Source organism: Streptomyces boninensis (assembly GCF_048572725.1).
GTDB classification, from domain to species: Bacteria; Actinomycetota; Actinomycetes; order Streptomycetales; family Streptomycetaceae; genus Streptomyces; species Streptomyces boninensis.
Map to the genome: position 1 here is coordinate 3,413,044 of NZ_CP183837.1, position 25,953 is coordinate 3,438,996.

Annotated in this window: 23 protein-coding genes and 1 pseudogene; 8 read left to right on the forward strand and 16 right to left on the reverse strand. The window is 72.7% G+C overall.

The annotated features are described in order from the left end of the window. Positions 1 to 45: 45 nt before the first annotated feature. From ACNNMR_RS15395 to ACNNMR_RS15405, 3 genes are read right to left on the reverse strand one after another with little or no spacing between them, the layout of a single operon-like run. Entirely contained in the window at positions 46 to 918 is an 873-nt protein-coding gene (locus ACNNMR_RS15395; RefSeq protein ID WP_419995171.1) for a PhzF family phenazine biosynthesis protein, read from the reverse strand. Between the two features lie 17 nt (positions 919 to 935). Beyond that, complete coding sequence (locus ACNNMR_RS15400) at positions 936 to 1,748, reverse strand: amidohydrolase family protein (RefSeq protein WP_419995172.1); 813 nt, start codon at positions 1,746 to 1,748, stop codon at positions 936 to 938. Between the two features lie 27 nt (positions 1,749 to 1,775). Beyond that, entirely contained in the window at positions 1,776 to 3,143 is a 1,368-nt protein-coding gene (locus ACNNMR_RS15405; protein ID WP_419995173.1) for an FAD-dependent oxidoreductase, read from the reverse strand. Between the two features lie 165 nt (positions 3,144 to 3,308). On the opposite strand from ACNNMR_RS15405, the gene ACNNMR_RS15410 reads away from it, so the two are divergent. Then, on the forward strand, positions 3,309 to 4,799 hold the full coding sequence (locus tag ACNNMR_RS15410) for a sugar porter family MFS transporter (RefSeq protein ID WP_419995174.1): 1,491 nt from the start codon (positions 3,309 to 3,311) through the stop codon (positions 4,797 to 4,799). Beyond that, a complete protein-coding gene (zwf, locus tag ACNNMR_RS15415; protein WP_419995175.1) occupies positions 4,796 to 6,229 on the forward strand; it encodes a glucose-6-phosphate dehydrogenase in 1,434 nt (477 codons plus the stop codon). The genes ACNNMR_RS15410 and zwf overlap by 4 nt, the downstream gene beginning before the upstream one ends. 4 nt (positions 6,230 to 6,233) lie before the next feature. On the opposite strand, the gene ACNNMR_RS15420 is transcribed toward zwf, so the two are convergent. The 4 genes from ACNNMR_RS15420 to ACNNMR_RS15435 all read right to left on the reverse strand — a co-directional run bounded on the left by ACNNMR_RS15420 (position 6,234) and on the right by ACNNMR_RS15435 (position 9,929). Continuing rightward, positions 6,234 to 7,232, reverse strand: a complete 999-nt coding sequence (locus ACNNMR_RS15420; protein WP_419995176.1) for an LCP family protein — start codon at positions 7,230 to 7,232, stop codon at positions 6,234 to 6,236. A gap of 58 nt (positions 7,233 to 7,290) precedes the next feature. Further along, complete coding sequence (locus tag ACNNMR_RS15425) at positions 7,291 to 7,983, reverse strand: GntR family transcriptional regulator (RefSeq protein WP_419995177.1); 693 nt, start codon at positions 7,981 to 7,983, stop codon at positions 7,291 to 7,293. Beyond that, positions 7,980 to 9,215: an aldehyde dehydrogenase family protein gene (locus ACNNMR_RS15430; protein ID WP_419995178.1), complete on the reverse strand. Its 1,236-nt coding sequence runs from the start codon at positions 9,213 to 9,215 to the stop codon at positions 7,980 to 7,982. Before ACNNMR_RS15430 ends, ACNNMR_RS15425 begins: the two co-directional genes overlap by 4 nt. 66 nt (positions 9,216 to 9,281) lie before the next feature. Then, positions 9,282 to 9,929 (reverse strand): heme oxygenase (biliverdin-producing), encoded by a 648-nt coding sequence (locus ACNNMR_RS15435; protein WP_419995179.1) that lies wholly within the window; start codon positions 9,927 to 9,929, stop codon positions 9,282 to 9,284. A gap of 87 nt (positions 9,930 to 10,016) precedes the next feature. Between ACNNMR_RS15435 and asnB the strand changes: the two genes are divergently transcribed. Next, complete coding sequence (gene asnB / locus ACNNMR_RS15440) at positions 10,017 to 11,588, forward strand: asparagine synthase (glutamine-hydrolyzing) (RefSeq protein ID WP_419995180.1); 1,572 nt, start codon at positions 10,017 to 10,019, stop codon at positions 11,586 to 11,588. A 54-nt stretch (positions 11,589 to 11,642) separates the two neighbouring features. Here asnB and ACNNMR_RS15445 read toward each other — a convergent pair. From ACNNMR_RS15445 to ACNNMR_RS15460, 4 genes and pseudogenes are all read right to left on the reverse strand, one after another. Beyond that, positions 11,643 to 12,626, reverse strand: a pseudogene (locus ACNNMR_RS15445) (glycoside hydrolase family 5 protein); the annotation flags it as partial. 109 nt (positions 12,627 to 12,735) lie between these two features. Then, the gene (locus ACNNMR_RS15450) at positions 12,736 to 13,635 is read right to left on the reverse strand and encodes a hypothetical protein (RefSeq protein ID WP_419995181.1); all 900 of its coding nucleotides are present in this window, start codon (positions 13,633 to 13,635) and stop codon (positions 12,736 to 12,738) included. Further along, on the reverse strand, positions 13,632 to 14,648 hold the full coding sequence (locus ACNNMR_RS15455) for an SPFH domain-containing protein (RefSeq protein WP_419995182.1): 1,017 nt from the start codon (positions 14,646 to 14,648) through the stop codon (positions 13,632 to 13,634). Before ACNNMR_RS15455 ends, ACNNMR_RS15450 begins: the two co-directional genes overlap by 4 nt. A 70-nt stretch (positions 14,649 to 14,718) precedes the next feature. Then, a complete protein-coding gene (locus ACNNMR_RS15460; RefSeq protein WP_419995183.1) occupies positions 14,719 to 16,392 on the reverse strand; it encodes a BCCT family transporter in 1,674 nt (557 codons plus the stop codon). A gap of 420 nt (positions 16,393 to 16,812) precedes the next feature. On the opposite strand from ACNNMR_RS15460, the gene ACNNMR_RS15465 reads away from it, so the two are divergent. Then, complete coding sequence (locus tag ACNNMR_RS15465; protein ID WP_419995184.1) at positions 16,813 to 17,067, forward strand: hypothetical protein; 255 nt, start codon at positions 16,813 to 16,815, stop codon at positions 17,065 to 17,067. Between the two features lie 96 nt (positions 17,068 to 17,163). Here ACNNMR_RS15465 and ACNNMR_RS15470 read toward each other — a convergent pair whose 3' ends face one another. After that, the gene (locus tag ACNNMR_RS15470) at positions 17,164 to 18,729 is read right to left on the reverse strand and encodes an HtaA domain-containing protein (protein ID WP_419995185.1); all 1,566 of its coding nucleotides are present in this window, start codon (positions 18,727 to 18,729) and stop codon (positions 17,164 to 17,166) included. 21 nt (positions 18,730 to 18,750) lie between these two features. Continuing rightward, complete coding sequence (locus ACNNMR_RS15475; protein WP_419995186.1) at positions 18,751 to 20,178, reverse strand: HtaA domain-containing protein; 1,428 nt, start codon at positions 20,176 to 20,178, stop codon at positions 18,751 to 18,753. Positions 20,179 to 20,311: 133 nt separating this feature from the next. Here ACNNMR_RS15475 and ACNNMR_RS15480 point away from each other — a divergent pair, with 133 nt between their 5' ends. Genes ACNNMR_RS15480 through ACNNMR_RS15490 form a run of 3 tightly spaced genes read left to right on the forward strand, consistent with a single transcriptional unit; the run spans position 20,312 to position 23,270 of the window. Beyond that, entirely contained in the window at positions 20,312 to 21,322 is a 1,011-nt protein-coding gene (locus tag ACNNMR_RS15480) for a heme/hemin ABC transporter substrate-binding protein (RefSeq protein ID WP_419995187.1), read from the forward strand. After that, positions 21,322 to 22,425 carry a FecCD family ABC transporter permease gene (locus ACNNMR_RS15485; RefSeq protein ID WP_419995188.1) on the forward strand — a complete coding sequence of 368 codons (1,104 nt, stop codon included), beginning with the start codon at positions 21,322 to 21,324 and terminating at the stop codon, positions 22,423 to 22,425. The genes ACNNMR_RS15480 and ACNNMR_RS15485 overlap by 1 nt, the downstream gene beginning before the upstream one ends. After that, positions 22,422 to 23,270 carry a heme ABC transporter ATP-binding protein gene (locus tag ACNNMR_RS15490; protein ID WP_419995189.1) on the forward strand — a complete coding sequence of 283 codons (849 nt, stop codon included), beginning with the start codon at positions 22,422 to 22,424 and terminating at the stop codon, positions 23,268 to 23,270. Before ACNNMR_RS15485 ends, ACNNMR_RS15490 begins: the two co-directional genes overlap by 4 nt. Positions 23,271 to 23,311: 41 nt before the next feature. Here ACNNMR_RS15490 and ACNNMR_RS15495 read toward each other — a convergent pair whose 3' ends face one another. Beyond that, positions 23,312 to 24,202 carry a fumarylacetoacetate hydrolase family protein gene (locus ACNNMR_RS15495; RefSeq protein WP_419995190.1) on the reverse strand — a complete coding sequence of 297 codons (891 nt, stop codon included), beginning with the start codon at positions 24,200 to 24,202 and terminating at the stop codon, positions 23,312 to 23,314. A gap of 32 nt (positions 24,203 to 24,234) precedes the next feature. Between ACNNMR_RS15495 and ACNNMR_RS15500 the strand changes: the two genes are divergently transcribed. Further along, the gene (locus tag ACNNMR_RS15500; protein WP_419995191.1) at positions 24,235 to 24,618 is read left to right on the forward strand and encodes a VOC family protein; all 384 of its coding nucleotides are present in this window, start codon (positions 24,235 to 24,237) and stop codon (positions 24,616 to 24,618) included. Here the strand turns inward: ACNNMR_RS15500 and ACNNMR_RS15505 are convergent. Together ACNNMR_RS15505 and ACNNMR_RS15510 are read right to left on the reverse strand one after the other, a co-directional pair. Further along, on the reverse strand, positions 24,566 to 25,255 hold the full coding sequence (locus ACNNMR_RS15505; RefSeq protein ID WP_419995192.1) for a cytochrome b/b6 domain-containing protein: 690 nt from the start codon (positions 25,253 to 25,255) through the stop codon (positions 24,566 to 24,568). The two genes, ACNNMR_RS15500 and ACNNMR_RS15505, sit on opposite strands and share 53 nt — an antisense overlap. Further along, positions 25,239 to 25,952 carry a molybdopterin-dependent oxidoreductase gene (locus ACNNMR_RS15510; protein WP_419995193.1) on the reverse strand — a complete coding sequence of 238 codons (714 nt, stop codon included), beginning with the start codon at positions 25,950 to 25,952 and terminating at the stop codon, positions 25,239 to 25,241. Before ACNNMR_RS15510 ends, ACNNMR_RS15505 begins: the two co-directional genes overlap by 17 nt. Between the last annotated feature and the right edge of the window lies 1 nt (position 25,953).

Here is a 25,953-nt window from a genome sequence, read left to right on the forward strand (position 1 = left end):
AGGCCCAGCGGCTCGCGGCCGCTGGGCCTTTCGCGTGCTTGCGATTCAGATCCGGACCGCGGCCCCGGACACCCGGATCTGCTCCTCGCCCGCCCGCAGCTCGACCTCCAGCAGCGACGGGCGGCCCATGTCGTGCCCCTGGTGCAGGGTCAGCGTCGCGTCCGGCGCGACCAGGCCGAGTTCGCGGGCGTACGCGCCGAAGGCCGCCGCCGCGGCGCCCGTGGCCGCGTCCTCGACGACGCCGCCGACGGGGAACGGGTCGCGGACGTGGAAGACCGTCGCCGACTCGCGCCACACCAGCTGCACCGTCGTCAGGCCGAGCCGCCGCATCAGGGCCAGCAGCCGGTCGAAGTCGTAGTCCAGATCGGCCAGTCGCTCCCGGGTCGCGGCGGCCAGGACAAGATGGCGCACGCCCGCGAAGGCGATGCGCGGCGGCAGCGCGGCGTCCAGCTCGCCCGCCTGCCAGCCGAGCGCCGCCAGGGCCTCGGCGACATCGGCCTGCTCGGCCTTGTCCACCCGCGGCGCGACGCTGGTGAGCGTGGCCTTGAGCACCCCGCCCTCCTCCCGGACGCTGACCGGCACCAGCCCCGCCTGCGTGTGCAGCGCGAAATCGCCGGTCCCGTGCTCCTCGCCGAGCGCCACGGCGGTGGCCACGGTGGCGTGGCCGCAGAAGTCCACCTCCGCCTTCGGGCTGAAGAAGCGGAGGGTGAAGGAGCGGGGGTCGTCCGGGTCGGGCCCGGGGGTGAGGAAGGCGGACTCCGAATAGCCGAGTTCGGCGGCGATCGCCGTCATCGCGGCGGCGTCCAGGCCGGCGGCGTCGAGGAGGACGCCGGCGCGGTTGCCGCCTGCCGGGGTGGTGGAGAAGGCGGTGTAGTGGCGTATGCCGGTGGCTGCGGCGGCGTCGTTCGAGGTGGTCATGACGTGATCATCCCTCATCACAGCTTGAAGACCCGACGCGCGTTGCCGGACAGGAACAGCTCCGTCGTCTCCTCGTCCAGGGCGAGGCCGGCGAGGTCGGCCAGTGCCTGGGTGGGCATGATCATGGGGTAGTTCGAGCCGAAGAGCACCTTTCGGCGGCCGCGGCCGCGGAGGTAGTCGACGAGCTCGGTCGGGTAGCGGCGAGCGGTGTAGGCGCTGGTGTCGATGTAGACATTTGCGTGTTTGTCGGCGACCGCGATCATCTCCGTGGTCCACGGGTAGCCGATGTGGCCGCAGACGATGGTCAGCTCGGGGAAGTCGAGCGCGACTTGGTCGATGTACGGGATGGGGCGGCCGGTCTCGGACGGCCGCAGCGGCCCTGTGTGGCCGACCTGGGTGCAGAACGGGATGTCGAGCTCGACGCAGGCGGCGTACAGCGGGTAGTAGAGGCGGTCGGTGGGCGGCAGTTCCCACAGCCAGGGGACGATGCGCAGGGCGACGAAGCCGAGCTCCTCGACGGCCCGGCGCAGCTCCCGTACGGCCTGGACGGGGCGGGTCAGGTCGGCGCCCGCCACGCCGCGCAGCCGGCCGTCCGAGCGGGCGGCGAAGGCGGCGACCTCGTCATTGCTGATCAGCGGCCCTTGCGGCCCGTACCAGGCCGAGGAGAGCCCGACCTCGACGTCGGCCTCGGCCAGCGCCGCCACCGTGGCCTTGACCGGCAGCTCCTCCTCCAGCAGCGCCATCCCCGTCCACCGGCGCAGCGACGCGAACATGTCGTGGTTCGCGTGCCGGACCGTCGGGTGCTGCATCCATGCGTCGATGACTGCCACCGGACCCCGCCTTTCCTGAGCGATCGCTCAGCTGGACCTTAGCCGCTGCAAGTCGGCGGCAGCCACAGGTCGTTCCGGCGGGCCGTGGGTGCGGCTGGGTGGGGTCGTGGACGGTGGGGTGAGGGGGCGCAGGGCGGAGGCTAGGGAGGTGCGGAGGGGGTGGGTGGTGGCGGTTTCCTGGTGGGCGAGGAGGAGGCGGGCGGCGGCCTCGCTTCTGGTGGCGGGGGTCGCGAGGCGCGGTTCGTGGCGCGCGTGCCGTATCGACGTGCGCCAGGCGGGCGCGAGGCCGCGGGCCAGGGCGCGGCGGAGGCGGTACGTGATGCCGATCGCCGTGCCGTGCGCCGCCAGCATGCTGTCGAGGATGAGCGCGGCCTCGATGGCGAGCGTCATGCCCTGGCCGTGGGCGGGGTCGAGGGCGGCGAGGGCGTCGCCGACGACGAGGTATTGGTCGGGCCAGCGGCGCAGCTTCTCGTAGTGCCGCCAGCGGCTGTCGGTGCCGCTGAAGCGGTAGACCGGGCCGAGCGGGGTGGCCGACTCCAGTACGTCCCCGAGCACGGGGTGGCGGAGGCCGGCCGCGGCGCGCAGCAGCTCCCGGTGACCGGCGGGCGGCGGCGCGCCCTGCGGGGTACGGAGCGCGACCGACCAGCGGCCGCCGTCGACGGGGTGCAGCACGCCCGCCGCCGGCTGCCCGGGCCCGCCCATCAGCCACAGCGCCTTCCAGTCGGCGACATGACCGAGCGGCGGGGCGAAAGCCGCGGCGGCGTGCACGGCCCGCGCCGGGTGGAGCGTCTCGGCGGGCGGCTCGTAGCCGAGCTCCGCCACCCACCGCGGGCTGCGGGACTCCCGCCCGGAGGCGTCCACGACGAAGTCGGCGGGGATGAGGCCGCGCCGGCCCCACCCGTCGGGCGCGTGCCGGTCGCGCCCGCGCACCCACACGCCGGTGACCGTGTCCTGCCGTCCCGGGCGCAGGCCGATGACCTCGTGTCCGGACAGGAAGTACACCTTGGGGTCGGCGCGCAGCCGGTCCCGCAGCGTCGCGTCGATGACATCGCGGCCCGCGCTCAGCAGCGTAAGACCGGAGTCGAAGCGCGGCAGCCAGCCGGCCGGACCCAGCACCAGCACGTCCTCCGGCAGCGCGATGGGCACGGCACCGGCGCGGACCAGATCCTCGCGGATGCCGGGAAAGAGCACCTCGAGCCCCGCCTGGGCGGCCGTCGTGAGGGCATGCGGATGCCGCGCCTGCGGTACGCCCCGCCGCCGCCCGCGCGGCACCGGGTCGCGCTCGATCACGGTCACCCGGTCCATGAAGTTCGCCAGCGCCCGCGCCGCCGCGAGCCCGGCAAGGCTCCCGCCGATGACGATCCCGTGGCCGTTCCCCTGTGCCGCCCGCCCCATAGCCGCCGCCCTTCGCGCAGTGCCCGCTGCCCGTAAGACGGGTCACCGGCCGCGGATGTGACATGCCCGCCCCGTCACCCGATCAGCCCTCCCCCGCTGCCCGGCGGCGGCCGCGCGCGGCGACCATGACCGTCAGGGGGTGTCCGCCGGCAGTGAGGACGCGTCATGGTTCAGGGCTTCTCCCGGGAACCCGGCACCGAAGGGCCGCTCACCCAGACGCAGCCGATCGAGATCCCGGCGGCGGCGCAGCGGAAGATCACCGCCTGGGCGGCCGCGATCGCGGTCGGCGGCTTTCTCTTCGGCTTCGATACGGGTGTCGTCTCCGGCGCGCTGCTCTACATCAAGGACGACTTCGGCCTGAACTCCTTCCAGCAGGGCAGCGTGGTCAGCGTCCTGCTGATCGGCGCGGCTCTCGGCTCCACCTGGGCCGGGAAGCTGTCGGACCGGCTGGGGCGGCGCAAGGCGCTCGGCCTGATCGGCGTCGTGTTCCTCATCGGTACGGCGATCGTGTCCCTGGCCGGCGGCTACCTCACGCTGATGGCGGGCCGCATCGTGCTCGGCCTCTCGGTCGGCGCCGCCTCCGCGACGGTGCCCGTGTATCTGTCGGAGATCTCGCCGATCAAGATCCGCGGCCGCCTCCTCACCCTCAACCAGCTGATGATCACCATCGGCATCCTGGTCGCGTACTGCGTCAACCTCGTCTTCGCGGGCAGCGAGGCGTGGCGGTCGATGTTCGCGGTGGGCGCGGTCCCGGCGCTGGTGCTGGTGGTCTCGGCGCTGTGGTTCCTGCCGGAGTCGCCGCAGTGGCAGATCGCCCACGGCCAGAAGGAGCAGGCCCGCAGCGGCATCGCGAAGCTCACCGACGACGCCACCGCCGACCGGCTGGTCGCCCGCGCCGAGAAGGCGATCGCGGACGACCGGGCGAGCCAGGCGGCGGCGAAGCAGGCCGGCTCCGGCAGCAAGCGGCTGCTCGCCCCGGATGTACGCCCGGCGCTGATCGTCGGGCTGACGCTCGCCGCGGTGCAGCAGTTCGGCGGCATCAACACGATCATTTACTACGCGCCCACCATCATCGAGCAGACCGGCCTCAGCGCCTCGAACTCGATCCTCTACTCGGTCGCCATCGGCGTGATCAACTTCCTGATGACGATCGTCGCGATCCGCCTGGTCGACAGGGCGGGCCGCCGCCCGCTGCTGCTGGTGTCGCTCGCCGTGATGGCCATCTCGGTCTTCCTCCTCGGCCTGGCCTTCGTGACGGGCATGAACTCCCTCCTCACCCTCCTCTTCATGGTGATCTACATCGCCGCCTTCGCGAGCGGCCTCGGCCCGCTCTTCTGGACCCTGATCGGCGAGATCTTCCCGCCGTCCGCACGGGCCGAGGGCTCGGCCGCCTCCACGGCCGTCAACTGGATCTCCAACTTCATCGTCAGCCTCGCCTTCCTGCCGCTGGCGAGCGCCATCGGCCAGGGCGAGACCTTCTGGATCTTCGCGGCGATCTGCGCGGTGGCGTTCTTCTTCGTCAGCAAGTACGTGCCGGAGACCCGCGGCCGCGACCCGGAGGAGATCGAGACGGCGCTGCACGAGCGCTTCGGGCACGCCGGGCAGGCCGGGCACGCCGGGCACGCCGGGCAGGCCGGAGACGAGGCGCGCCGATGACCGCCAACGCCCTCCTCCCCGCCTCCGACCTGGAGGACGCCGACGCGCTCGTCCTCTTCGGCATCACCGGCGACCTCGCGAAGAAGATGCTGCTCCCCGCGCTCTACCACCTCACCGAGGCGGGCAAGCTGACCGTCCCCGTCATCGGCGTCGCCGCCGGCGACTGGGACGACGACGCGCTGCGGGCGCACGCCCGCGAGGCGATCATCGCCGCGGGCACGGACCTCGACGAGGCGGTCTTCGCCCGGCTGGCGCCCCAGCTGTCCATCGTCACCGGCGACTTCACCGCCGACGACACCTTCGTACGGCTCCGCGACGCGGTCGACGGCCTCGGCTTCCTCGCCCACTACCTGGCCATCCCGCCGTCCCTCTTCACCACGGTCGCCGCCGCGCTCGCCAAGGCGGGCCTGAACCGCAACTCCCGGCTGATCGTGGAGAAGCCCTTCGGCCACGACCTGGACTCCGCGCAGCAGTTGCAGGTAGAGCTGAGCAGGTACTTCGACGAGGCGCATCTGCTGCGCGTCGACCACTTCCTCGGCAACACCGCGGTCGAGTCCCTGATGGTCTCCCGCTTCGCCAACACCCTCCTCGCCCCGATCTGGCACCGCTCCTACGTCGACAACGTGCAGATCACTCTCGCCGAGGACTTCGACGTCGCCGGCCGCGGCTCCTTCTACGACGGCGTCGGCTGCCTGCGCGACGTGGTGCAGAACCACCTCCTGCAGGTCCTGGCGTACCTGGCGATGGACCCGCCGAACGTCGCCAACGCCCGCGCCCAGGCCCTGGAGAAGTGGCGCGTGCTGCACGCGGCCAGGACGATGGACCCGGCGGCCACGGTCCGCGGCCAGTACGAGGGCTACCAGCAGGTCGAAGGCGTCGCCCCCGGCTCGACGACCGAGACGTACTTCGCCACCCGCCTCTTCATCGACAACTGGCGCTGGGCGGACGTCCCGTTCTTCATCCGCAGCGGCAAGGCCCTCGCCGTCACCGCCACCGAGGTGGTGGTGGAGCTGCGCCGGCCGCCGCTGGAGCTGTTCGCGGGCACGGGCACGGCCGGCGACATCCCTCCGAACCTGATCCGCTTCCGCATCGACGGCGACACCGGCTTCCGCGCCGACCTGATGGTCCGCGAGCCGGAGGCCGGGATGAAGCCGGTCCGCATCCCGGTCGGCGTCGACTTCGCGAAGGTGATGGGCCGGCAGCAGCTCCCGTACGAGAACATCCTCAGCAGCGCGATCGAGGGCGACCCGGAAACCTTCGCCTTCTACCCAACGGTCCTGGAGTGCTGGCGCATCACCGAGCCCGTGCTCGACCCGGCCGCCCCTCCCGCGCCGTACGCCCGCGGCACCTGGGGCCCGGAAGGAGCCGGCCAACTCCCCGGCCTGAACACCTGGCACGAGCTGGGCCCCCGTCTCTTCGGCGACGTCTGAGGCCCTACGGCTTCTTGTCCGCGCGCAGCGCCTGCCACAGCCGGCCGGCGTCCGGCTCCAGCGGCTCGACCCGATTGGGGTCGGCGGGATACGGCCCCACCGGCAGCGTGCGGAAGTCGACGTCGTCGGGGTCGACGCCCTTGAGGCTGCGCCCCAGCCCCACCAGCGCGCTCAGGGAGCCGAGTTCCTCGTCCGTGGTCAGCGCGGAGGTGGCCGCGTCCGCCACCTTGTACAGCCGGACCGGATTGGCGAGCAGGCCCTCGGACTTCAGCTGCTTGACCAGCGCCGCCATGAACTTCTGCTGCAGCTTTATCCGCCCCAGGTCGCTGCCGTCGCCTATGCCGTAGCGCGTACGGACCAGGGCAAGCGCCTCCTCGCCATGCAGCCGGTGGGTGCCCCGGTCGAGGTCGAGGCCGCTCTTGGGGTCGTGGATGTCCTGGTCCACCGTGACCTTCACCCCGCCGACGGCGTCGATCAGATGCTTGAAGCCGCTGAAGTCGACCTCCATCACATGGTCGACGCGGAGGCCGCTCATCGCCTCCACCGTCTTCACGGTGCAGGCGTTCCCGCCGACGCTGTAGGCCGTATTGAACATCGCCGCCCGCTCGCCGGGCGCGCTCTTCCCGTCGTCCAGCGGGCAGGACGGCCGCCGGACGATGGTGTCCCGCGGGATGCTCACCACCGAGGCCCGCTGCTGCCCGGCGTTGACGTGCACCAGCATCGCGGTGTCGGACCTGGCGCCCTCGACCCCGGACCCGTACGAGCTATTGGCCCCGGCCCGGGAATCCGATCCGAGCACCAGGATGTTCATCCCGGCCCCGGACCGCGGCCGGTCGGCCCCCAGCCGATCGTGCAGATCGGTGGTGGCGATATTGCCGCTGAGCCCCGCATACGCGGCCACGGCACCCCCGCCCGCCACGGCGAGCAGTGCCACGGCGCCGCCCCACAGGGCGAGGCGTCGGCGCGGTCGGCGTGCGGTGCGGGCATGGCGCGGACTCGGCATGCCGCCAGGCTGGCGGCGGCCTTTAAGAGGCTTCTAAGAGCTGGGAAATCCCGCCCGGCTACGAGCCCACCGCCGCGAAGAGCCGCGCCACCAGCTCCCCCGATTCCGTGAGATACGCCCCCAGCAGCGCCTCCGCGCGCCCCGCCTCCCCGGCCCGCAAGGCCGCGAGGATCGCCGCGTTCCGCCCGACGAACGGTTCGTGCAGCTCCCGCGGCGCGGCCACCACCTGAAAGGCCAGCCGCAGCTCGGCCAGCACCGCGCCCATCAGCTCGTCCATGCGCGGGCTGCCCGCCAGCGCCACCAGCGCCCGGTGAAAGCGGATGTTCGCGGTGGCGACCGCCTGCCAGTCCGCCGCCGCGGCCGCCCGCTCCCCCTCGGCGACCGCGGCCGCGAGCGCCCGCACGTCGTACGGCCCCGGCCCCAGCTCCCGCAGCACCCCGCACTCGAGCAGCCGCCGCAGCCGGTACAGCTCGGCGGCGTCCGCCGCCGTCAGCTCCCGTACGAAGACGCCCCGGCTGAACTCATGCACCAGCAGCCGCTCATGCGTGAGCAGCCGGAAGGCCTCCCGCAGCGTGTTGCGCGAGACCCCCAGCGCCTCCCCGATGGCGTCCTCCGACAGCCGCGTCCCGGGCCGGAAGAGCCCGTCGGCGATCCGCGTACGGAGAATCCCCGCCACCCGCTCCGCCGTACTGGTCCGCGCCAGCTGCTCGCGGCCGTCCGCCAGCGCCGCCGTGAAGTCGGTCGGCTTCACGCCGTCGGGACCACGACGTGCTGCCGCAGATACAGATCGCGGAAGCTCACCGGGCCGCGCGGCCCGGGCACCCGGTCGAGGTTGATGCCGGTCTCGGGCAGCCGCAGCAGCTTGAAGCCGTCGAGGAGGCGGGTGCTGGAGTTCCAGAAGACGCCGGAGCCGGTGTAGGCGTTCATGAAGTCGGCGGCGGCCTGGGCGTCTTCCGTCGCCACGGACGCGGCGAGGCCCGAGGTGTCCTCGTTGGCGATCCGGGCCGCGTCGAGCGGGCCGTCGGCGGCGTCGATGGTCACCGTCGCGGAGCGGTCGTCGTCCAGCGCCCACTCGTAGCCGCGGGGGTGGTCGAAGGGCGGGAGGGACGCATCGATGCCCAGCCCGGACAGCACCTCGACGACGCCGGGGAGCAGCTCGTCGTAGCGGCTGCGGTCCAGCAGGAGGAGATTGAGCCGGTTGCAGACGCCCAGCCGGTCCAGGCTCGCCGCGATCAGCTCGTGCAGCGCCTTGGCGTCGGCCGCCGCGCCCGCGTACAGGACGCCGCCGCCGTCGGCGTGCGCGAGGGTCCGCACCCCGTGCCTGGCGGCCTCATTGCCGAGGTCGCGCGTGCTGTCGCCACTGCCGCGCAGGATGACCAGCGGCACCGTGCCGGGGAGCCGCACCAGCGAGTACGCGGCCGCCCGGTCCTCGCTCGGCACCAGCTGCACCGCGTCCGGGTCGAGCCCGGCGGCGCTCAGCGCGGGGGCGATGACCTGCTGCACCAGCGCCTGGGCGGAGCGCAGGGCGGCGGAGCCGGTGCGCAGGACGCCGGCGTTACGGGACTTCAGGAACTGGGAGGCGATGTCGACGGTGACGTTCGGCCGGGCCTCGAAGTTGGCGCCGATCACGCCGACGGGAAGGCGGCGCTCCAGGAGCGTCAGCCCGTCCGGGCGCTCCTCGACCACACGGTCGCGCGGGTCGTGCGGCACGTCGGCGAGGGCGAGCAGCTGCGCCGCCATCGCCTCCAGCCGGGGCGCGTCGAGGCGCAGCCGGTCGAGCAGCGCGGGCGACATCCCGCTCCGCTCGGCGGCGGCGAGATCCTCGGCATTCGCCGCGGCCAGGGCCCCCTCCGCGGCGCGCACGCGCTCGGCCATGCCGCGCAGCGCACTGTCGATGGCGGCGTCCGCCGCGCCCACGAGGGACGCGGCGGCGGCCTTGGCGCGCTCGGCGCAGGCGGCGACCAGGGTGTCGGTGTCGTTCACGATCGGGCTCCTCGGCGGGCGACGGACCGCCGACTCTACCAATCGTTGAACAATCCTCCTATCGCGTTACGCGCTCCGCGGGAACTGCGCCCCGAGGTCGTGGAACATCGCCGTATTCAGCGCGAAGGCCCGCTTGCACTCGTCTACCACCCGGCGCTGCTCCAGCTCGTCCAGGGGCAGCCGGTCCAGCAGCTCCCGGTAGGAGCGCTTGTACGCCGCGGGGTTGCCGATCTGCTCGAAGACGTAGAAGCGGACGCCGTCGCCCTTGCGCTCGAAGCCCCAGGTCTTCTCCGCCGTGCCGCGGATGATCTGGCCGCCCGAGAGGTCGCCGAGATAGCGGGTGTAGTGATGCGCGACATATCCGGCGGGCCACTTCGCGGCGCACTCCGCGATCCGGTCCGCGTACGCCTGCGTCGCCGGCAGCGGGGCCGTGCCGCGCCAACCGGGCGCGACGAAGTCGAGATCGCGCTCCAGTTCCGGGACGCGGGCGAGCTCCGGCTGGATGAACGGACCCGCGACCGGGTCGTCCGCCAGCTGGTCCGAGGCACCCTCCAGGGCGCTGTAGACGTGCCAGAGCTGCTCGGTGTAGCGGGCGTAGGCGTCGACGCCGAGGCGGCCGCCGAGGAGGTCGGACATGAAGGTCGAGGTCTCTGCCTCGGTGTGCTGTTCGTGGGACTCGGTGCGCAGGCGGACCGAAAAGGGCGTCGTCTCCATGAGGGCCATCTTCTTTGGTTAGGCTTACCTAAGTCAATGCTTTTGCCGACGATCTGTCGGTAACTGTACCCGCTAAGGTCGATGGGCATGTGTGGCATTGCAGCTGTGTACAGCGAAGCTAACTGTGCTGATCAAACGAGTGGTGATCCCTCCCATATCGTGACCGCGGGCGTGCCCATGCTCTCGGGCATCACGCACCGCGGTCCGGACGACAGCGACCACTGGACGGTCGGCGAGCGCGCCTGGCTCGGGCACACGCGCCTGTCGATCGTCGACCTCGACGGGGGCCGGCAGCCCCTCGGCGACCCGGACTCCTGGGCTCTGGTCTGCAACGGTGAGATCTACAACCACGCCGACATCCGCGCCGCCCTCGACAAGGTCTCCGCGTACGACTTCTCCACCTCCTCCGACAGCGAGGCCGCCCTCGCGCTGCTGAGCGAGCAGGGCACCGCGGGCCTGGAGCGGCTGCAGGGCATGTGGGCCCTGTGCGCGTCCGGCCCCGACGGGCGCTTCGTCGCCGCCCGCGACCGCCTCGGCATCAAGCCGCTGTACTGGGCCCGGCACGAGGGCCACGTGTACTTCGCCTCCGAGATCCGTGCCTTCCCGCTCCCGGCGCAGCCCGCGGTCGAGTCCTTCCCGCCCGGCTGCTACTGGACCCCTGAGCAGGGCGTGGTCCGCTTCGCCGACGCGGTGACGCGGGACGCGCAGGCCCGCGAGTGGTCGGACCTGGCACCGGAGATCGCCGAGAAGGCGACCCGCGAGGTGCTCGTCGACTCCGTGAAGCGGCATCTGATGGCCGATGTGGAGGTCGGCGTCTTCCTCTCCGGCGGCCTCGACTCCAGCCTGGTCGCCGCCATAGCCGCCAACGAATACGCCGAGCAGGGCCGCCGCCTGAAGACCTTCGCGGTCGGCACCGCGGGATCGCCCGACCTCCTGGCCGCCCGCGAGGCCGCCGCCTTCCTCGGCACGGAGCACCACGAGGCCGTCTTCGACGGGCGGATGGCGATCGACGCCGTCGACGAGGTGGTGGCGTCGGTCGAGTCCTTCGACGCCAGCCTGATCCGCAGCGCGGTCCCCAACTGGTTCCTGTCGGAGCTCGCCTCCCGGCACGTAAAGGCCGTCCTGACCGGCGAGGGCGCGGACGAACTCTTCGCCGGATACGACTACTACCACCAGGCACACGCCGCCCCGGAGGAGCTCGAACGCGAGCTGGAGCGGACGCTCCGCAGCCTGCACGGCCTGAACCTGCAGCGCTGCGACCGCGTGACGATGGCGCACGGCCTCGAAGCCCGGGTCCCGTTCCTCGACACCACCGTCATCGCGCACGCAATGTCGCTGCCGGCGTCGATGAAGGGCATGGAGGAGTACGCGGCCGGGCCGATGGAAAAGGGCCACCTCCGCCGCGCCTTCGCCGGCTGGCTGCCGGAGCCGCTGCTGTGGCGGCGCAAGGTGCAGTTCGGTACGGGCAGCGGCGCGCAGGATCTCTTCGCGCCGGTGTGGGAAGAGCGGATCAGCGCGGCGGAGTTCGCGGCCGGGCGCGGCGCCGCGGGCGGCACCGAGCTGCGGTCCAAGGAGGAGCTGGCGTACTACCGCGCCTTCCGCAAGGCGCTGCCGTCCGTACGGCCGGAGCGGGTGCTGACGCGCTTCGCGACTGCGTGACGGGCGGGTGCCTGAGGGGCCGCGCAGCCCCTCAGGCACCTCTCGCCGTCACTGATAGATCGTGGCCTCCTTGGAGGTCGCCGCGATCCCGTCCGGCCCCTTGATCACACGCTCGCCCCACGCGGTGAGCTGGTTCGGGTCGAAGTTGGTCGTCATGTCCAGGATCGGATCCGTATTCCCGCTCCAGGACCATGCCAGATACCCGAGGTCGAGCCGCTCGGCCGCGGCCAGCATGGCGTCCTCGGCCGGGTCGCCCCACTGGTCGGCGGGGCCGCCGAACTCGCCGATGGCGATGGGCAGTCCGGCGTCCACGAAGGCCTGCAGGTAGTCGTCGACCTTCGCGGCCGTGTCGTAGACGCTGTACATGTGGATCGAGAAGAGCAGGTTGCCGGTGGCGTCGGCCTCGTACACGGACTTGGCGTTGGCGCGCATGACGCCCTGCCAGTCCTGGCCCCAGTTGGGCGCGTCCACCATCAGCGTGTGCTCGAAGCCGGCGGCGCGCAGCTTCTTGACGGCGGCCTTGGTCGGCTCGGTCCAGCCGGCGGGGTCGGTGTTGCCCCAGGGCTCGTTGCCGATGTTGATGACGATGTAGTTCTCTTCGCCGGTGAGGACGGATTGCAGGCCGATCCAGTAGTCGGCGGCGTGGTCCAGGGTGCCGGCCGCGGCGTCCTCGCCGTAACCGGTCGTGTCGTGGACCTCCAGGACGCAGATGAGGCGGTTGGCCTTGCACTGCGCGACGATGGCCGCCACGTCCTCGGGGCTGTTCTTGGACCAGCGGTGGCCGTCGGAGAGGACGACGCGGACCGTGTTGGCGCCGGTGGCCTTGATGTCGGCGAGCGACTTCGTACGGTCCGGATACCAGGTGTGCGCGTGGTTGATGCCGCGCATGACGAAGTCGCTGCCGGTGCTCTCGACCAGCCGCCCGTCGCGGACGGTGAGGCCGGTCGCCTGCTCGGCCTGCGCGGGCAGCAGCTGCAGGCCGAACAGGACGGCGACTACGGCCGCGAGCAGGGCACTTAACCGGGTTCTGGGTCTCATGTGACCTTCCTTCACTGGGGGGTACGCCGGTGGGTGGGAGCGCTCCCACGCCGGCGTGACTCCATCAGGCCACTCCTGTCGGTGTCATGTCAATGCCTATGGCGGCGCTTCAGACGAGCAGCCGCAGCGTCGTACGCGCCCGGCCAAGACTCACCCGCTGCCCCATGGTCAGCGTCAGCGCATCCGACTCGATCCCGTCCCCGAAGGCGACGAGCCGATCGGACTCGACGGTCACCTGCAGCCGCTCCCCCGCGCCCAGCGCGCCCTGCACGAGCTCGGCCCCGGTCGTGGGCGACGGCCACGCCTCCCGTACGAACCACGCCAACTCGGCATCCGTGGGCCCCGGGAGGCTCCGGCGGCTGCCCGACTGCCGCCAGAGGGAGCGGAGCCAGCCCGTGGCGCCGGTGCCGGTGCCGACCAGCAGGCCCGAGGAGGCCTGGCGCTCGCCGGGGTCGTCCGCGCCCCGCGCGTGCAGGACGTAGCGCGCCGTCTGGTGGGTCGGCTGGCCGAGATAGATCTCATTCAGGGCGAGCAGCCGCTGCGTATCGTCCGCGACCGCCTCCGCCATGGTCAGCTCGTCCGCCGTGGGGTGCGGGAGGGCCGCCGCGCGCAGCAGCTTGGCCGCGTCGGCCACCCGGTGCCGTACCAGCACGCCCGGGTTGCGGCCCGGCTCCGCGTCGATGCCGATGACGGGCTGCCCGGACAGGTACTTGGCGGCATTCGCCACCAGCCCGTCCTGCCCGACCACCACGACCACGTCCTCCGGCGAGAACAGGAAGCGGTCCAGGTCGGAGCGCTCCACCCGGGCCCGCCGCCAGTCGGCTGGGATCGCGTGGGCGACCTCGTCGAGGGCGGTACGGGCGGACGAGTCCGCCGCGGCGGCGGGGGCCGGGGACTCGCCGCGCGAGGCGAGGAAGAACTTCGCCTGGCCCGGACTGCCGTGCCGGGCCTGCAGCTTGGCGTACTCGGTGGTGCGGTGCACCAGCACCGCGCGCGGCGCGAGGCTCACCTGCGGCTCTCCTCCTCCGGGGCGTTCGCGAGCCGGCTGAGGAGGCCGGTGAGGACGTCGGGGGTGAGGGTGAGGCTGCGGACGCGCGGCAGGTTCTCGGCGAGGCGGATGGTGGCGAGGGTCTGGAGGGTGGCGTCGCTCAGCTCGGTGTGGGCGCGCAGCCACTCGGCCTGGGCGTGCGCCTTCGCCTCGCCGGTCTCCCGGGCGGCGGCCGCCTGGGCCTGCGCCAGCCGTACGGTGCGGGCCGCCTCGGCCTCGGCCCTGACGCCGTCGGCCGCCGCGTCTTCTTCCGCGTCGCGGCGGGCGTTGGCGCCCTGCTGGGCGATCAGTTGCTCCTCGCGGCGGGCGAGCTCGATCTTGTTGGAGAGCTCGTTCTCGGCGATGGCCCGCTCCCGCTCGACGGCGAGTGCGCGGCGCTCGTACGTGGCCCGGTCGGCCTCCTGCTGGATCTGCTCACGGGCCGGGGTGCGCAGCGCCCGCTCCACCTCGGGCTCGGGGCGGATGGCGACGACGCGGGTGGCCACCGGCTCCAGTCCGGTCGCCGACAGCCGCGGCTCGTCGGCGAGCGCCCCGCTGACCCGGTTGCGTACGGCCGCGACGCCGTCGGCCATCGCCTCTGCGAGCGGGGTGCGGGCGAGGACGTCGAGGGCGTGCTGCTGGGCGGTCTCGGTGAGGAGGGTGGCGAGCTGTTCGAGGGGGTTGCCGCGCCAGGCGCCGGTGTCCGGGTCGATGGAGAAGTCGATGCGGGTGGCCGCGACGGCCGGGTCGCTGACCCGGTAGGTGACCGTGGCCTGCACGGTGACGTCCTGGAAGTCGCGGGTGCGGGCGTGAAAGGTCATCGCCAGCTCGCGGTCGTCGACCGGGACCTCGGAGAGGGCGGCGGTGCGCGGGCGGAACCAGAAGCTGAGGCCCGTACCGTCGTGGACCGTGCGCCCGCGGCGCAGGTGGCGGATGTGGGCGGTGGGCGCGGAGCGCAGGTGGCGCCAGCCGAGGCGCCGGGTGATGTCGGCCATGGGTCCCCCACTCGTTCGTGTTGCCGGTGAACGTAGCGGGGGACCCGCTTATCGTCAAGATGACGGTAAGCTACGGGCGGTCCTCCGGCGGCGGGTAGCCGACCTCGCCGTTCTCGCCCTCGGTCGGGGCGATGGTGAGCTCGAAGTCGCCGTCGTACTTCTCGTGTCCGGCGAAGACCGCCTCCTCCACCAGCCGTTCGCCGTGTTCGCCGCGGACGATCAGCGGGTCGTGGCGGAGGTCGCTGAGCAAGGCGACGCATAGGCCGACCATGACCAGCATGAAGGGCACCGCCGCGAGGATGGTGAGGTTCTTCAGGCCGGTCAGGGCCTGGTCGCCGCCGCCGCCGATCAGCAGCATGATCGCGGCCACGGCGCCGGTGAGCACGCCCCAGATGATGACCACCATCCGCGTCGGCTCCATCGTGCCCTTCTGCGACAGCGTGCCCATGACGATGGACGCCGCGTCCGCGCCGGAGACGAAGAAGATGCCGACCAGGATCATCACCAGCAGCGTCGTCACACCCGCGATCGGGTACTGGTCGAGGACCTTGAACAGCTGCCCCTCGGCGGTGGCCTCGCCCGTCAGGTTCTTGCCGTTGGCCTCCAGGTCCATCGCCGTACCGCCGAAGACCGCGAACCAGATCAGGCTGACGACGCTCGGCACCAGGATCACGCCGCCGACGAACTGCTTGATGGTGCGGCCGCGGCTGATCCGCGCGATGAACATGCCGACGAACGGCGCCCAGGACATCCACCAGGCCCAGTAGAAGACGGTCCAGCTGGTCAGCCAGTCCGCGACCGCCTTGCCGCCGGTCGCCTCCGTCCTGGAGACCATCTGTGGCAGCTCACCGAAGTACGAACCCAGCGACGTGGGCAGCAGGTTGAGCTGCAGGATCGTCGGCCCTGCGATGAAGACGAAGAGGACCAGCAGCGCGGCGAGCACCATGTTGATGTTCGACAGCCACTGGATGCCCTTCTCCACGCCGGAGACCGCGGAGAGCACGAACGCGGCGGTCAGCACCGCGATGATCGTGATGAGCAGGCTCTCCCCGATGGTCTCCTTCGTCCAGCCGACCTCCTTGACGCCGCTGCCGATCTGCAGCGCGCCCAGGCCGAGGGAGGCGGCGGAGCCGAACAGCGTCGCGAAGATGGCGAGGATGTCGATGACCTTGCCCCAGCCGCCGTTGGCGTGCTTCTCGCCGATCAGCGGGGTGAAGACGGCGCTGATCGTCTGCCGCCGGCCGCGGCGGAAGGTGCTGTACGCGATGGCGAGGCCGACGACGGCGTAGATGGACCAGGGGTGCAGGGTCCAGTGGAAGAGCGTGGTGGCGAGGGAGGTCTCCTCGCGCAGCGCCGCGGGGGCGTCGGCCGCGTGGGTGCTCGGCGGCGGGTCCACGAAGTGGGTGAGCGGCTCGTTCACGCCGTAGAACATCAGGCCGATGCCCATGCCGGCGCTGAACATCATCGCGACCCAGGAGACCGTACGGAACTCCGGCTCCTCGCCCTCGGGCCCGAGCGTGATCTTGCCGTACTTGCTGAACGCCAGCCACAGCGCGAAGATGACGAACCCCGTCGCCGCCAGCACGAATGCCCAACCGCCGTTGTGGATCGCGCCGTTGAGCAGTGTGGTGGACACGCTCTCCAGCGAATCCGTCGCCACCCCGCCCCAGACCACGAAGGCCAGGGTCAGCGCGGCGGTCACGCCGAACACCACCATGTCGGTGTGGGGCTTACCGTGTGCCATGGCGGACGACGCTTCCTCCACCCGTTTTTCCGTCACTATTCGCCTTGCCTTTCATCCGTTCGGCAGATCAGACATACGGCGGGTAGCTCCCGCGCGGTGCATGTGACATGCCGGATAGGCCTGTGTTCAGCCCTTTGGGGGTGCGGCCGCGGGGGCGGCCAGGGCCAGCAGGCTCAAAGCGCCGCCTGCCCCGGGGGTGCGGGTGGCATGCGTGCGACATGTGTGCGGGGAGGGATCCGCGGCGCGGACCGGTGGGGCTGGGCGCGCAGCAATTCGAACTCCCGGCGGCGTACCACCAGGTCTATTCACCGCTGGAGGTGCTCGCGTTCGCGGCGGCCAGGACGTCCACGCGCTCGCGCGGAGCTTCGCGACGCTCGACCGGCGCAGGGGATCGCGGCCTTCCGCGCCGCGGAGCGGGAGGTGGGGCGCGAGGAGGGCGCGCTGCCGGTGCTGGTGCGGGTCAATGGCTCGCTGAGCGACGCGGATGTGGCGGAGGGGGAGCGGGCGCCGCTCACCGGGTCGCCGGAGCAGGTGGCGGAGAACGATCTGCCGCGGCTGGTGGAGCTGGGCGTGGGTGAGGCGTTCTGGTCCATGGATGACGAGCCGGTGCTGCCGGATGACCAGCTGAACCGGATGGAGCGGCTGATCGCGGCGGCGGGCAAGACCTTCGGCTGACGGCCTGCGCGCCCGGAAGCGCGCGAAGCGCGCCCGGTGACTGTCGGATCACCGGGCGCGCTTCGCAGTCTCAGGACCCGGCGCGAAGGCGGCGTCTCAGGCCTCGGCGCGATTCCGGCGGCGCGAAGCCGCGTACACCGCCGCCCCGCCGAGCGCGGCGGCCGCCGCACCCGCGCCGAGCAGCCCGCCGACCGGCAGGCCCGCGCCGGTCGACGCCAGCGGGTCGGACCCGCCGACCGTGCCTGCGCCGCCCGTACCGCCGCTGCCGGAGCCGCCGGAATCACCGGAGCCCCCCGAGCCGCCCGAGCCGCCGCCGGGCAACTGCGCGTCCTCGTCCAGCGACAGGGCCGCGCTCACCGGGTCGAGGGCGTCGCCCTCCTTGTAGAAGCCGCCGAAGGCCTTCGCGCCGTCGGCGGTGAGCTTCGCCGGTACGGCCTTGAGCTCGACGATGTCGTCCTTCGCCGTCAGCTTGCCCGCGTCCGTGGAGAGGTCGGCGACCTCGACGTCGCTGCTGTTGGTGACCTTGCCGGACTCGCGGTCCTTGGACGACACGTCCGCGACCAGCGCCGCGCCCGTCCCGTCCGCCTCGACCCGCAGGTCGCTGAACTTCAGGTCCAGGGCGTACGCGTCGCCCTCCTTGTGCGCGAGGAACCGCACCGTCCCCGCAAAGCGCGCGTCGAGACCGGGCGTCTCCGCCTCGAACTGGCCGCTCCCGTCGGGGAACCGGTACCCCTCGCCCTGCTTCGCGGCACCGTCCCCCAGCTCGACCTTGCCGCCGCCGATGGGCCCGGTGACGTACTTGCGGAAGGACTCCTTCACGCCCCAGTCCAGCCGGCCGTCGACGATCGCGCCGTCGGCGGGCTGCTCGGGCTCCTCGCCGCCGGTCGAGCCGGAGCCGCCGGTGGAGCCGCCGGTGGCGTCCGTGCCGCCGGAGCCGGTCGAGCCGCCTGTCGAGCCGCCGGTCGCGCCACCGTCACCGCCGGTGCTGCCCCCCGTGCTGCCGCCCGTGGCACCACCGCTGCCGCTGCCGCCCGACGAACCGCCCGAGGCCGCCTTCACGCTCAGCGTCGCCGGGTCGAGCGTCTCGCCCTCCTCGTACATGTTGTTGAAGGCAGCCGCGCCCTTGGCCGTCAGCTTCGCCGGGATGTCCGCGAAGGTCATCGCCCCGCCCTCGCCCTGCCCCGGCTTGACGCCGGACAGGTCGAGGTCCGCGAGCTCCACGTCCTCGCTCGTCTCCCCAGCCGCCGTGATGTCGGCGGTGATGGCCCCCGCGGTCGCGTTCTCCGTCGTGAGCTTCAGGTCCGCGAGCTTGATGTCGAAGCCGTGGGCCTTCGACGTGAAGCGGACGCTGCCCTTGAAGGCCGAGTCGACGGCGTGCGTCGCCGGGTCGTACGAACCGGTGCCGCCGGTGAAGGTGAAGGGACCGTTGTCCGCCGCTTGTTCCGCGCCGTCCGCGACGGTTATCTCGCCGGCCGCGATGCCGGTGACGTACTTGCGGAAGGACTCCTTGACCCCCCACTTCAGCGTGCCGTCGGTGAGGTCGATCGCCGCGGGCCCGGCGGCGGGGGCGTCGGCGGCCACGGCGGGGAGCGTGAGCGCGCCCGCGCCGAGGACGGCGGCCGAGGCGACGGCGATCGCGAGGCGTCTGGTGGTGGCGGTCATGGGTGAGGTGCTCCTTGGGTGTCAGTCGTCGGTCGAGGTGGAGTTGATGCCGGGGTCCGAGGCACCGTCGGCGCCCGCCGCGGCGGCCTTCCGGCGGCGTACGGCATACGCGCCCGCGCCCGCCGCCGCGAGCAGCAGCGCCGCCCCGCCGAGCGAGAGCGGCAGCGCGCTGGAGCCGGACGAGCCGGCGGGCTCGGTCTTCGGCGCGGCCTGCGCCTTCGCCTTGGCCGTGGCGCTCGGCGCCGCGTCGCTGCCCAGGTCCGGCAGCGCGGGCAGCTCGGCGTCCTTGTCCAGGGCGGCGGAGACGGTCAGCGGGTCCATCGCGGTCCCGGCCGGGTACATGCCGCCGAAGGCCTTCGCGCCCTGCTTCGTCAGCTCGGTCTTGGCCTCCGTGACCGCGACCATGCCGTCCTTGGCCTTGAGCGCACCGGCGTCGAAGGTCACCAGCGGCACGCCCTTGTCGGTCTTCCCCTCCGCCGTGACGTCGGCGGAGAGCGTGCCCTTGCCCTTGGCTACCTCGACGCCGACGCCGCTGAGCGCGAGGTCGAGGTGCTTGCCGGTGAAGCGCAGCTTGCCGGTGAAGTCCGCGTCGAGCCGCTGCTTCTTGGCGTCGTACGAGCCCGCGCCCGCACCGAAGCGGAAGAGCGCGCCGCCGTCTCTGGCGCCGTCGCTGACCGCCCACTTGCCCTTGGCGACCGGCCCGGACACGTACTCGCGGAAGGTGCGGCGGACGCCCCAGTCGACGGCGCCGTCGTGGAGCTTGCCGTCGGCCGCGGGCTTGGCGTCCTTGTCCTCGTCGGTGGGTGAGGCGGAGGGCTTGGGCGGGTTCTTCTTCGAGGCCGCCTTTACGTCCACCGACAGGCTCAGCGGGTCCATTGCCGTACCCGCCGGGTAGTAGCCGGCGAACGCCTTCTCCCCCGCCGCCGTCAGTGTCGCCGGGACGCGGTTCAGGGCGATGGGGGTGCCGCCGCCGCGCATGTTCACGCCGGAGACGCCCAGGTTGGCGAGCGCGACCTGGCTTTGGCTGCTCACCTGGCCGCTCTTGCGGTCCTTGCTGGTCACGTCGGCGTGCAGGGTGCCCTTGCCGCCGGCGATCTTCACGGTGAAGCGGCGGAGGGTCATGTCCAGCTGGTACGAACCGCCCTTCTTGTGCCCGGTGAAGCGCACACCGCCGGTGAAGGCCGCGGTCAGCGAGCCGGTGTCCGGGTCGTACGAGCCCGTCGCGGAGTGGAAGCGGAAGCCGCTCGCCGCATTGTCGAGCAGCGTCCATCTGCCCTGCGCGATGGGCCCGGTGACGTACGAGAGGAACGAGCTCTTGATGCCCCAGTCCAGCCGCCCACCGGAGACTGTCCTGGACTCGGCCTGCGCCGTGGACGCGGGGAGCAGGGCGGCTAGGACGAGCGCGGCGAGCGCGGTGGCGAGGAAGGCGGGCAGGCTGCGCCGCGGCATCGGATCACCCCTCCGATCTGGTCGTTTAGGCAAGGCTAACCTAAGCTATCCGGCGGCAGGCCGGAAGCCCCGGCCCCCGAGAACGTGACGTGGAGGTCCGGTGAAGCGGCTGAATTGCTCAAGAACGGCGCGCATGACGCGCGCCGTTGCCGCCGCAGCCGTGCTGGCGCTGGCCCTGGCGGGCTGTGGCGGCGGCGGGGGTGCGTCAGCCGACGCGGCGGGCGGCGGCAAGAGCGGCAATGGCGGCAAAACGGACCAGCGTGCCGACCGCGTCGAGCCGATCGCCGCCACCGCGAAGCCGGACCTCCCCGCCACCGTGCACTCCGCCGACGGCCGCAAGGTGAAGGTGGCCAAGGCCGACCGGATCGTTCCGCTCACCGGCTCGCTCTCGGAGCTGGTCTACTCGCTCGGCCTCGGAAAGCGGGTGGTGGCCCGCGACATCACGGCCACCTTCGAGCAGGCGAAGAAGCTGCCGGTGGTCACCCACGGGCACGATGTGTCGGCCGAGAGCGTGCTGTCGCTGCGCCCGGACGTGGTGCTCACCGAGACCACGACCGGGCCGAAGGAAGCCATCTCGCAGATCCGGGCCGCCGGGATACCCGTCGTGGTCGTCAAACCCGCGAAGCAACTCACCGACGTCGGCAAGCGCATCGACGCGGTGGCCGAGGCGCTGGGCGTCACGGCGAACGGCAAGAAGCTCCGCACCCGCAGCGAGGACCGGATCGCCGCGGTGCAGCAGAAGATCCCTGATCACCAGGGCAAGGAGCCCCGGGTCGCCTTCCTCTACCTGCGCGGCACCGCCTCCGTCTATCTCCTCGGCGGCGCCGACTCCGGCGCCTCGTCGCTGATCGAGGCCGCGGGCGGCATCGACGCTGGCAAGGAGTCGGGCCTGAAGAAGGACTTCACCCCGATCACCAGCGAGGCGCTGGCCAAGGCCGCCCCGGATGTGATTCTCGTCATGACCAAGGGACTTGAGTCGGTCGACGGCATGGAAGGGCTGCTGAAGATCCCCGGCATCGCCCAGACCCCCGCCGGCATCGACAAGCGGGTCGCGCACATCGACGACGGCGTGCTGCTCAGCTACGGCCCGCGCACGGACGAGGTCCTCACCGACCTCGTCGCGCAGATCCACAAGGACGGCTGATGGCGACGGTCGTGGCGGAGAAAAGCACCGGCCCGGAAGACGCGCCAGGCCCTAAGGCGCCCGCGCCGTCCCGGCGCAACCGCCGCGCCCTGGTCCTCGGCGTCGCGCTGATCGCCGTCACCCTCGCCACCGCCGTGGTGGCCGCGGGCACGGGGGCGTACGCGATCGGGCCCGGCGATGTCATCGCCTCGATGGCGCACCGGGCCGGGCTCGGCGGCTCGCAGCTGGACCGGGTCCCGGACAGCGTGCTGTGGAATGTACGGCTGCCGCGGGTCGTGCTCGCGCTGCTGGTCGGGGCGTCGCTGGGGTGCGCGGGGGCGCTGATGCAGGGCGTGTTCGGCAATCCGCTCGCCGAGCCGGGCGTGATCGGCATCTCGGCGGGCGCGGCGGTGGGCGCGGTGGGCGCGATCTCCCTCGGGCTGAACTTCTTCGGCAACTGGACGATCACCGCCTGCGCGTTCGTCGCCGGCCTGATCACCGTGCTGCTCGTGTACGTGCTCTCCCGCTCCGGCGGCCGCACCGAGGTCGTGACGCTGATCCTCACCGGCATCGCCGTGAATGCCTTCGCGGGCGCGCTGATCGGCCTGTTCATCTTCTTCGCCGACAACGCCCAGATCACCCAGATCACCTTCTGGCAGCTCGGCTCGCTGTCGCAGGCCACCTGGCCGAAGGTCCTCGCCGTGCTGCCGTGCGCGGCGCTCGGGCTGATCATCGCCCCTTGGTACGCCCGCAAGCTGGACCTCCTCGCCCTCGGCGAACGCCCCGCCCGGCACCTGGGCGTGGACGTGGAGCGGCTGCGGCTGACCCTGGTCCTCGTGGTGGCGCTGCTGACGGCGGCGGCCGTGGCGGTGGCGGGGATCGTCACCTTCGTCGGGCTGCTGGTGCCGCATCTGCTGCGGATGGCGGCCGGCCCCGGGCACCGGTTCCTGGTCCCGTTCAGCGCGGTCGGCGGGGCGCTGGTGCTGGTCGCCGCCGACCTGGCGGCCCGGACCGCGGCCGAGCCCGCCGAGCTGCCGCTCGGGGTGCTGACGGCGCTGTTCGGCAGCCCGTTCTTCTTCTGGCTGCTGCGCAGGACCCGTAGCAAGCAGGGGGGTTGGGCATGATCCGCACGCTGCTGTCCGCGGGGCGGTCCCGGCGGATTCCGGAGCCGGTCGCCCCCGGCGCGGTGGCGGCCGAGGCGGCCGGGCTGCGCGTCGCCCTCGGCGGCCGTACGGTCCTGCACGGCGTCGACGTGTCCGTATCGGCCGGCGAAGTCCTGGCCCTCGTCGGCCCGAACGGCGCCGGGAAGTCCACGCTGCTGGCCGCCCTGGCCGGGGACCTCGCCCCGGAGGCGGGCGAGGTACGCATCGCGGGCCGCCCCGCCGCCGCCTGGTCCGCGCCCGAACTCGCCCTGCGCCGCGCGGTGCTGCCGCAGGCCGCGGCGGTGTCGTTCCCGTTCACGGTGGCGGACGTCGTACGGATGGGGCGGGCGCCCTGGAGCGGCACGCCCGCGGAGGACGAGGACGATACGGCGGTGGCGGCGGCCCTGGCCGCGACCGAGCTGACGGACTACGCCGACCGCCCCTTCACCGCCCTGTCCGGCGGCGAGAAGGCGCGGGCGGCGCTGGCGCGGGTGCTGGCCCAGCGCACCGGCCTGCTCCTCCTCGACGAGCCGACGGCCGCGCTGGACCTTCGCCATCAGGAACTGGTGCTGCGGCTGGCCCGGGACCGGCGCGCGGAGGGGGCGGCGGTGGTCGTCGTGCTGCACGACCTGGGCCTGGCGGCGGCGTACGCGGACCGGGTCGCCGTGCTGCACGAGGGCCAGGTCGCCGCGGCCGGACCACCGGCGGAGGTCTTCGAGGAGCCACTGCTCACCAAGGTCTACCGCCAGCCGGTGGAGGTCCTGCCGCACCCGGTGACGGGGGCGCTGCTCGTGCTGCCGCGGAGGGACGCCCCGGCGGGAGACTAGTCGTGGGCCACGCTCACCGTCGCGGTGAGCGTGGCCCCGCATTACCGTCCGAAGCCGGCCTTTCCGCGCAGCACCGGGTTAGCCAGCCGGCCGATGCCCTCGATGTCGATCGTGACCCGGTCGCCCGCCTCCAGCGTGAGCTCCGGGCCCGGCACCGCGGAGGTGCCGGTCGACAGCACCACGCCGCGCGGGAAGTCGTCGCCGCGGAACAGCCAGTCGGCCAGCTCCTCCGGGGTCCGGTGCAGCCGCGCCGTCGTGGTGTCGCCCTTCCACAGCGGAGCGCCCTCGCGCTCGATGGCGGCCTCGATCGCCAGCGCCCGCAGGTCGCCGACGCCCTCGTTGAGGCGGATCCAGGGGCCGACCGCGCAGGAGCCCCGGTAGACCTTCGCCTGCGGCAGGTAGAGCGGGTTCTCGCCCTCGATCGAGCGCGAGCTGACGTCATTGCACACCGTCGCCCCGACGATCTCCCCCGACGCGGCGCAGACGATGGCCAGCTCCGGCTCCGGCACATCCCAGGTGGAGTCGGCCCGTACGCCGACAGCCTCCCCCGGCCCGCTCACCCGCCAGCCGGTCGCCTTGAAGAACAGCTCGGGCCGCTCGGCGTCGTACACCTGCGCATAGACGTCAGCGGACTGCTCGCTCTCCTCCATCCGGGCCTCGCGGGAGACGGTGTACGTCACACCCGCCGCCCACACCTCCGTGTCGGGGTCGACGGGGGCGGCGGGCTCGACCTCCCGGTGGGCGACGGGGGCGGCGGCCGCGAGGGCGGCCGTGAAGGCGTCGGCGTCACCGCCGAGCAGGTCGCCGAGGCCGAGGGCATCGGGGAGTTCGCGGAGACCATCGGGGGCGACGTGCAGCCACCTGCGGTTTCCGTCCGGCAGGCGCTCGGCGAGGAGGGTGTGGGGCGGTATGGCGCTGGTATCGATCGTCATGCCCGCCGATGGTAGCCAGATACGCTCCGGACATGATCGGTGAGTTGGAATGCATCGTGCTCGACTGCCCGGATCCGCGCGCGCTGGCGGAGTTCTACGGCGGGCTGCTCGGCGGCGAGGTCAACCGCCCCGACCCGCGCTGGGGCCTCGACGACGACTTCGCGACGCTGCACCCGCCGGCGGGTGGCCTGCCGCTGTGCTTCCAGCGGGCCGCCGACTACCGTCCGCCGCGCTGGCCGGACCCGGCGCATCCGCAGCAGGCGCACCTGGACATCGCGGTCGGCGACCTGCCCGCGGCTCGTACGGCCGCGGAGGCGCTGGGGGCGACGCCGCTGCAGGACAATCCGGACTTGGGCTGGGTCGTCATGGCCGATCCGGCGGGCCACCCGTTCTGTCTGCTTCCGCGCCGGAAGTGACGGCCGGTTTCGCGCCGGAGTCCACGGCCGGGCGCTCGTCCGGCTCCCACAGCGGATGCTCCCGCCGCGCCCAGGCAGCGTCCACCCGTCCCGTACGCATCCCGCGCCGCGCCTCCGGATCGGCCGCCGCCATCCACACGTGCCCGACCACCGCGAGCCCGAGCCCCAGCGACAGCCAGTCGTGCACAAAGGTGGCCCCGGTCCGCCATCGCAGCCCGGCCAGGTCCGTGAACCACATGAGGATCCCCGTCCCGAGCATCACCAGCCCGGCCCCCGCCACCCACGCCGCATAGACCTTCTGCCCCGCGTTGAACTTCCCCGCCTCGCCCCGCTCCATCCGCCGCCGCAGCGCCGCCCGCAGCCACCGCCGGTCGTGCTCCGCGAAGCGGTTCAGCCGCCGCAGGTCCGCCCGGAAGGCACGGGAGGCCAGCCCGAGGAGCACAGGCGCGAACATCAGCATCCCGCTCCACTCGTGCACCAGCACGACGAGCCGCCGCCGCCCGACGAGCTCCGCCAGCACCGGTACGTACAACACCGCCGCCGTCACGATGCACAGCCCCATCAGCCCGGCCGTGCCGCGGTGCACCCACCTCTCGCCGGCGCTGAACCGCCGGACCCGCTCAGACCGTTGGAGCATCGTCGCGCCCGTTGGAACGGCCGACCCAGGCATCGACGTCGTACCCGCGCTGCTCCCAGTAGCCCGGCTCGACGTCCTCGGTCAGCTCGATCCGGCTCAGCCACTTCGCGGACTTGTAGAAGTACATCGGCGCCACATACAGCCGCACCGGCCCGCCGTGCGCATGGCCGAGCGCCTTGTCCTGCATCCGCAGGCACACCAGCACATCGGCCCGCCGCGCCTGCGCCAGCGTCAGGCTCTCGCTGTACGTGCCGTCGAAGCACTCGAACCGCACGGCCGTGGCCCGCCGTTGCACCCCCGCCGCATCGAGGATGCGGGACAGCCGCACCCCCTCGAAGGGCGTCTCCGGCACCCGCCACCCGGTCACGCACTGCACATCCCGCACGATCCGCGTCTGCGGCAGCGCGCGCAGCTCCCCCAGCGTGTACGAGGCCTTCCGCTCGACGAGGCCGTCGACCACCAGGCGGTAGTCCTGCTCGCCCCGGTGCGGCACCCCGCTGGCGACCGAGTAGTAGCGGAATCCGCCGCCGTTCGGCAGCAGCCCGGTCACCCCGGTCGGATCCTTGTCGGCTACGGCCCCGAGCCCCCGCTCGGCCTGCCGCTGCAGAAACGGCGCCGCGACCACGGCCCCGGCCCCGAGTCCCAGCATCCCGAGGACGATCCGCCGCCCCACGGGTGCACCCCGCTCTGTCTCCATG

Coding starts and splice junctions, on each gene's coding strand:
- zwf (WP_419995175.1), top strand. CDS start 4,796: ATGACCGCCAACGCCCTCCTCCCCGCCTCCGACCTGGAGGACGCCGAC.
- ACNNMR_RS15410 (WP_419995174.1), top strand. CDS start 3,309: ATGGTTCAGGGCTTCTCCCGGGAACCCGGCACCGAAGGGCCGCTCACC.
- ACNNMR_RS15485 (WP_419995188.1), top strand. CDS start 21,322: ATGGCGACGGTCGTGGCGGAGAAAAGCACCGGCCCGGAAGACGCGCCA.
- ACNNMR_RS15510 (WP_419995193.1), bottom strand. CDS start 25,952: ATGGAGACAGAGCGGGGTGCACCCGTGGGGCGGCGGATCGTCCTCGGG.
- ACNNMR_RS15505 (WP_419995192.1), bottom strand. CDS start 25,255: ATGCTCCAACGGTCTGAGCGGGTCCGGCGGTTCAGCGCCGGCGAGAGG.
- ACNNMR_RS15480 (WP_419995187.1), top strand. CDS start 20,312: ATGACGCGCGCCGTTGCCGCCGCAGCCGTGCTGGCGCTGGCCCTGGCG.
- ACNNMR_RS15460 (WP_419995183.1), bottom strand. CDS start 16,392: ATGGCACACGGTAAGCCCCACACCGACATGGTGGTGTTCGGCGTGACC.
- ACNNMR_RS15395 (WP_419995171.1), bottom strand. CDS start 918: ATGACCACCTCGAACGACGCCGCCGCAGCCACCGGCATACGCCACTAC.
- ACNNMR_RS15405 (WP_419995173.1), bottom strand. CDS start 3,143: ATGGGGCGGGCGGCACAGGGGAACGGCCACGGGATCGTCATCGGCGGG.
- ACNNMR_RS15455 (WP_419995182.1), bottom strand. CDS start 14,648: ATGGCCGACATCACCCGGCGCCTCGGCTGGCGCCACCTGCGCTCCGCG.
- ACNNMR_RS15500 (WP_419995191.1), top strand. CDS start 24,235: ATGATCGGTGAGTTGGAATGCATCGTGCTCGACTGCCCGGATCCGCGC.
- ACNNMR_RS15475 (WP_419995186.1), bottom strand. CDS start 20,178: ATGCCGCGGCGCAGCCTGCCCGCCTTCCTCGCCACCGCGCTCGCCGCG.
- ACNNMR_RS15435 (WP_419995179.1), bottom strand. CDS start 9,929: ATGGAGACGACGCCCTTTTCGGTCCGCCTGCGCACCGAGTCCCACGAA.
- ACNNMR_RS15470 (WP_419995185.1), bottom strand. CDS start 18,729: ATGACCGCCACCACCAGACGCCTCGCGATCGCCGTCGCCTCGGCCGCC.
- ACNNMR_RS15495 (WP_419995190.1), bottom strand. CDS start 24,202: ATGACGATCGATACCAGCGCCATACCGCCCCACACCCTCCTCGCCGAG.
- ACNNMR_RS15490 (WP_419995189.1), top strand. CDS start 22,422: ATGATCCGCACGCTGCTGTCCGCGGGGCGGTCCCGGCGGATTCCGGAG.
- asnB (WP_419995180.1), top strand. CDS start 10,017: ATGTGTGGCATTGCAGCTGTGTACAGCGAAGCTAACTGTGCTGATCAA.
- ACNNMR_RS15420 (WP_419995176.1), bottom strand. CDS start 7,232: ATGCCGAGTCCGCGCCATGCCCGCACCGCACGCCGACCGCGCCGACGC.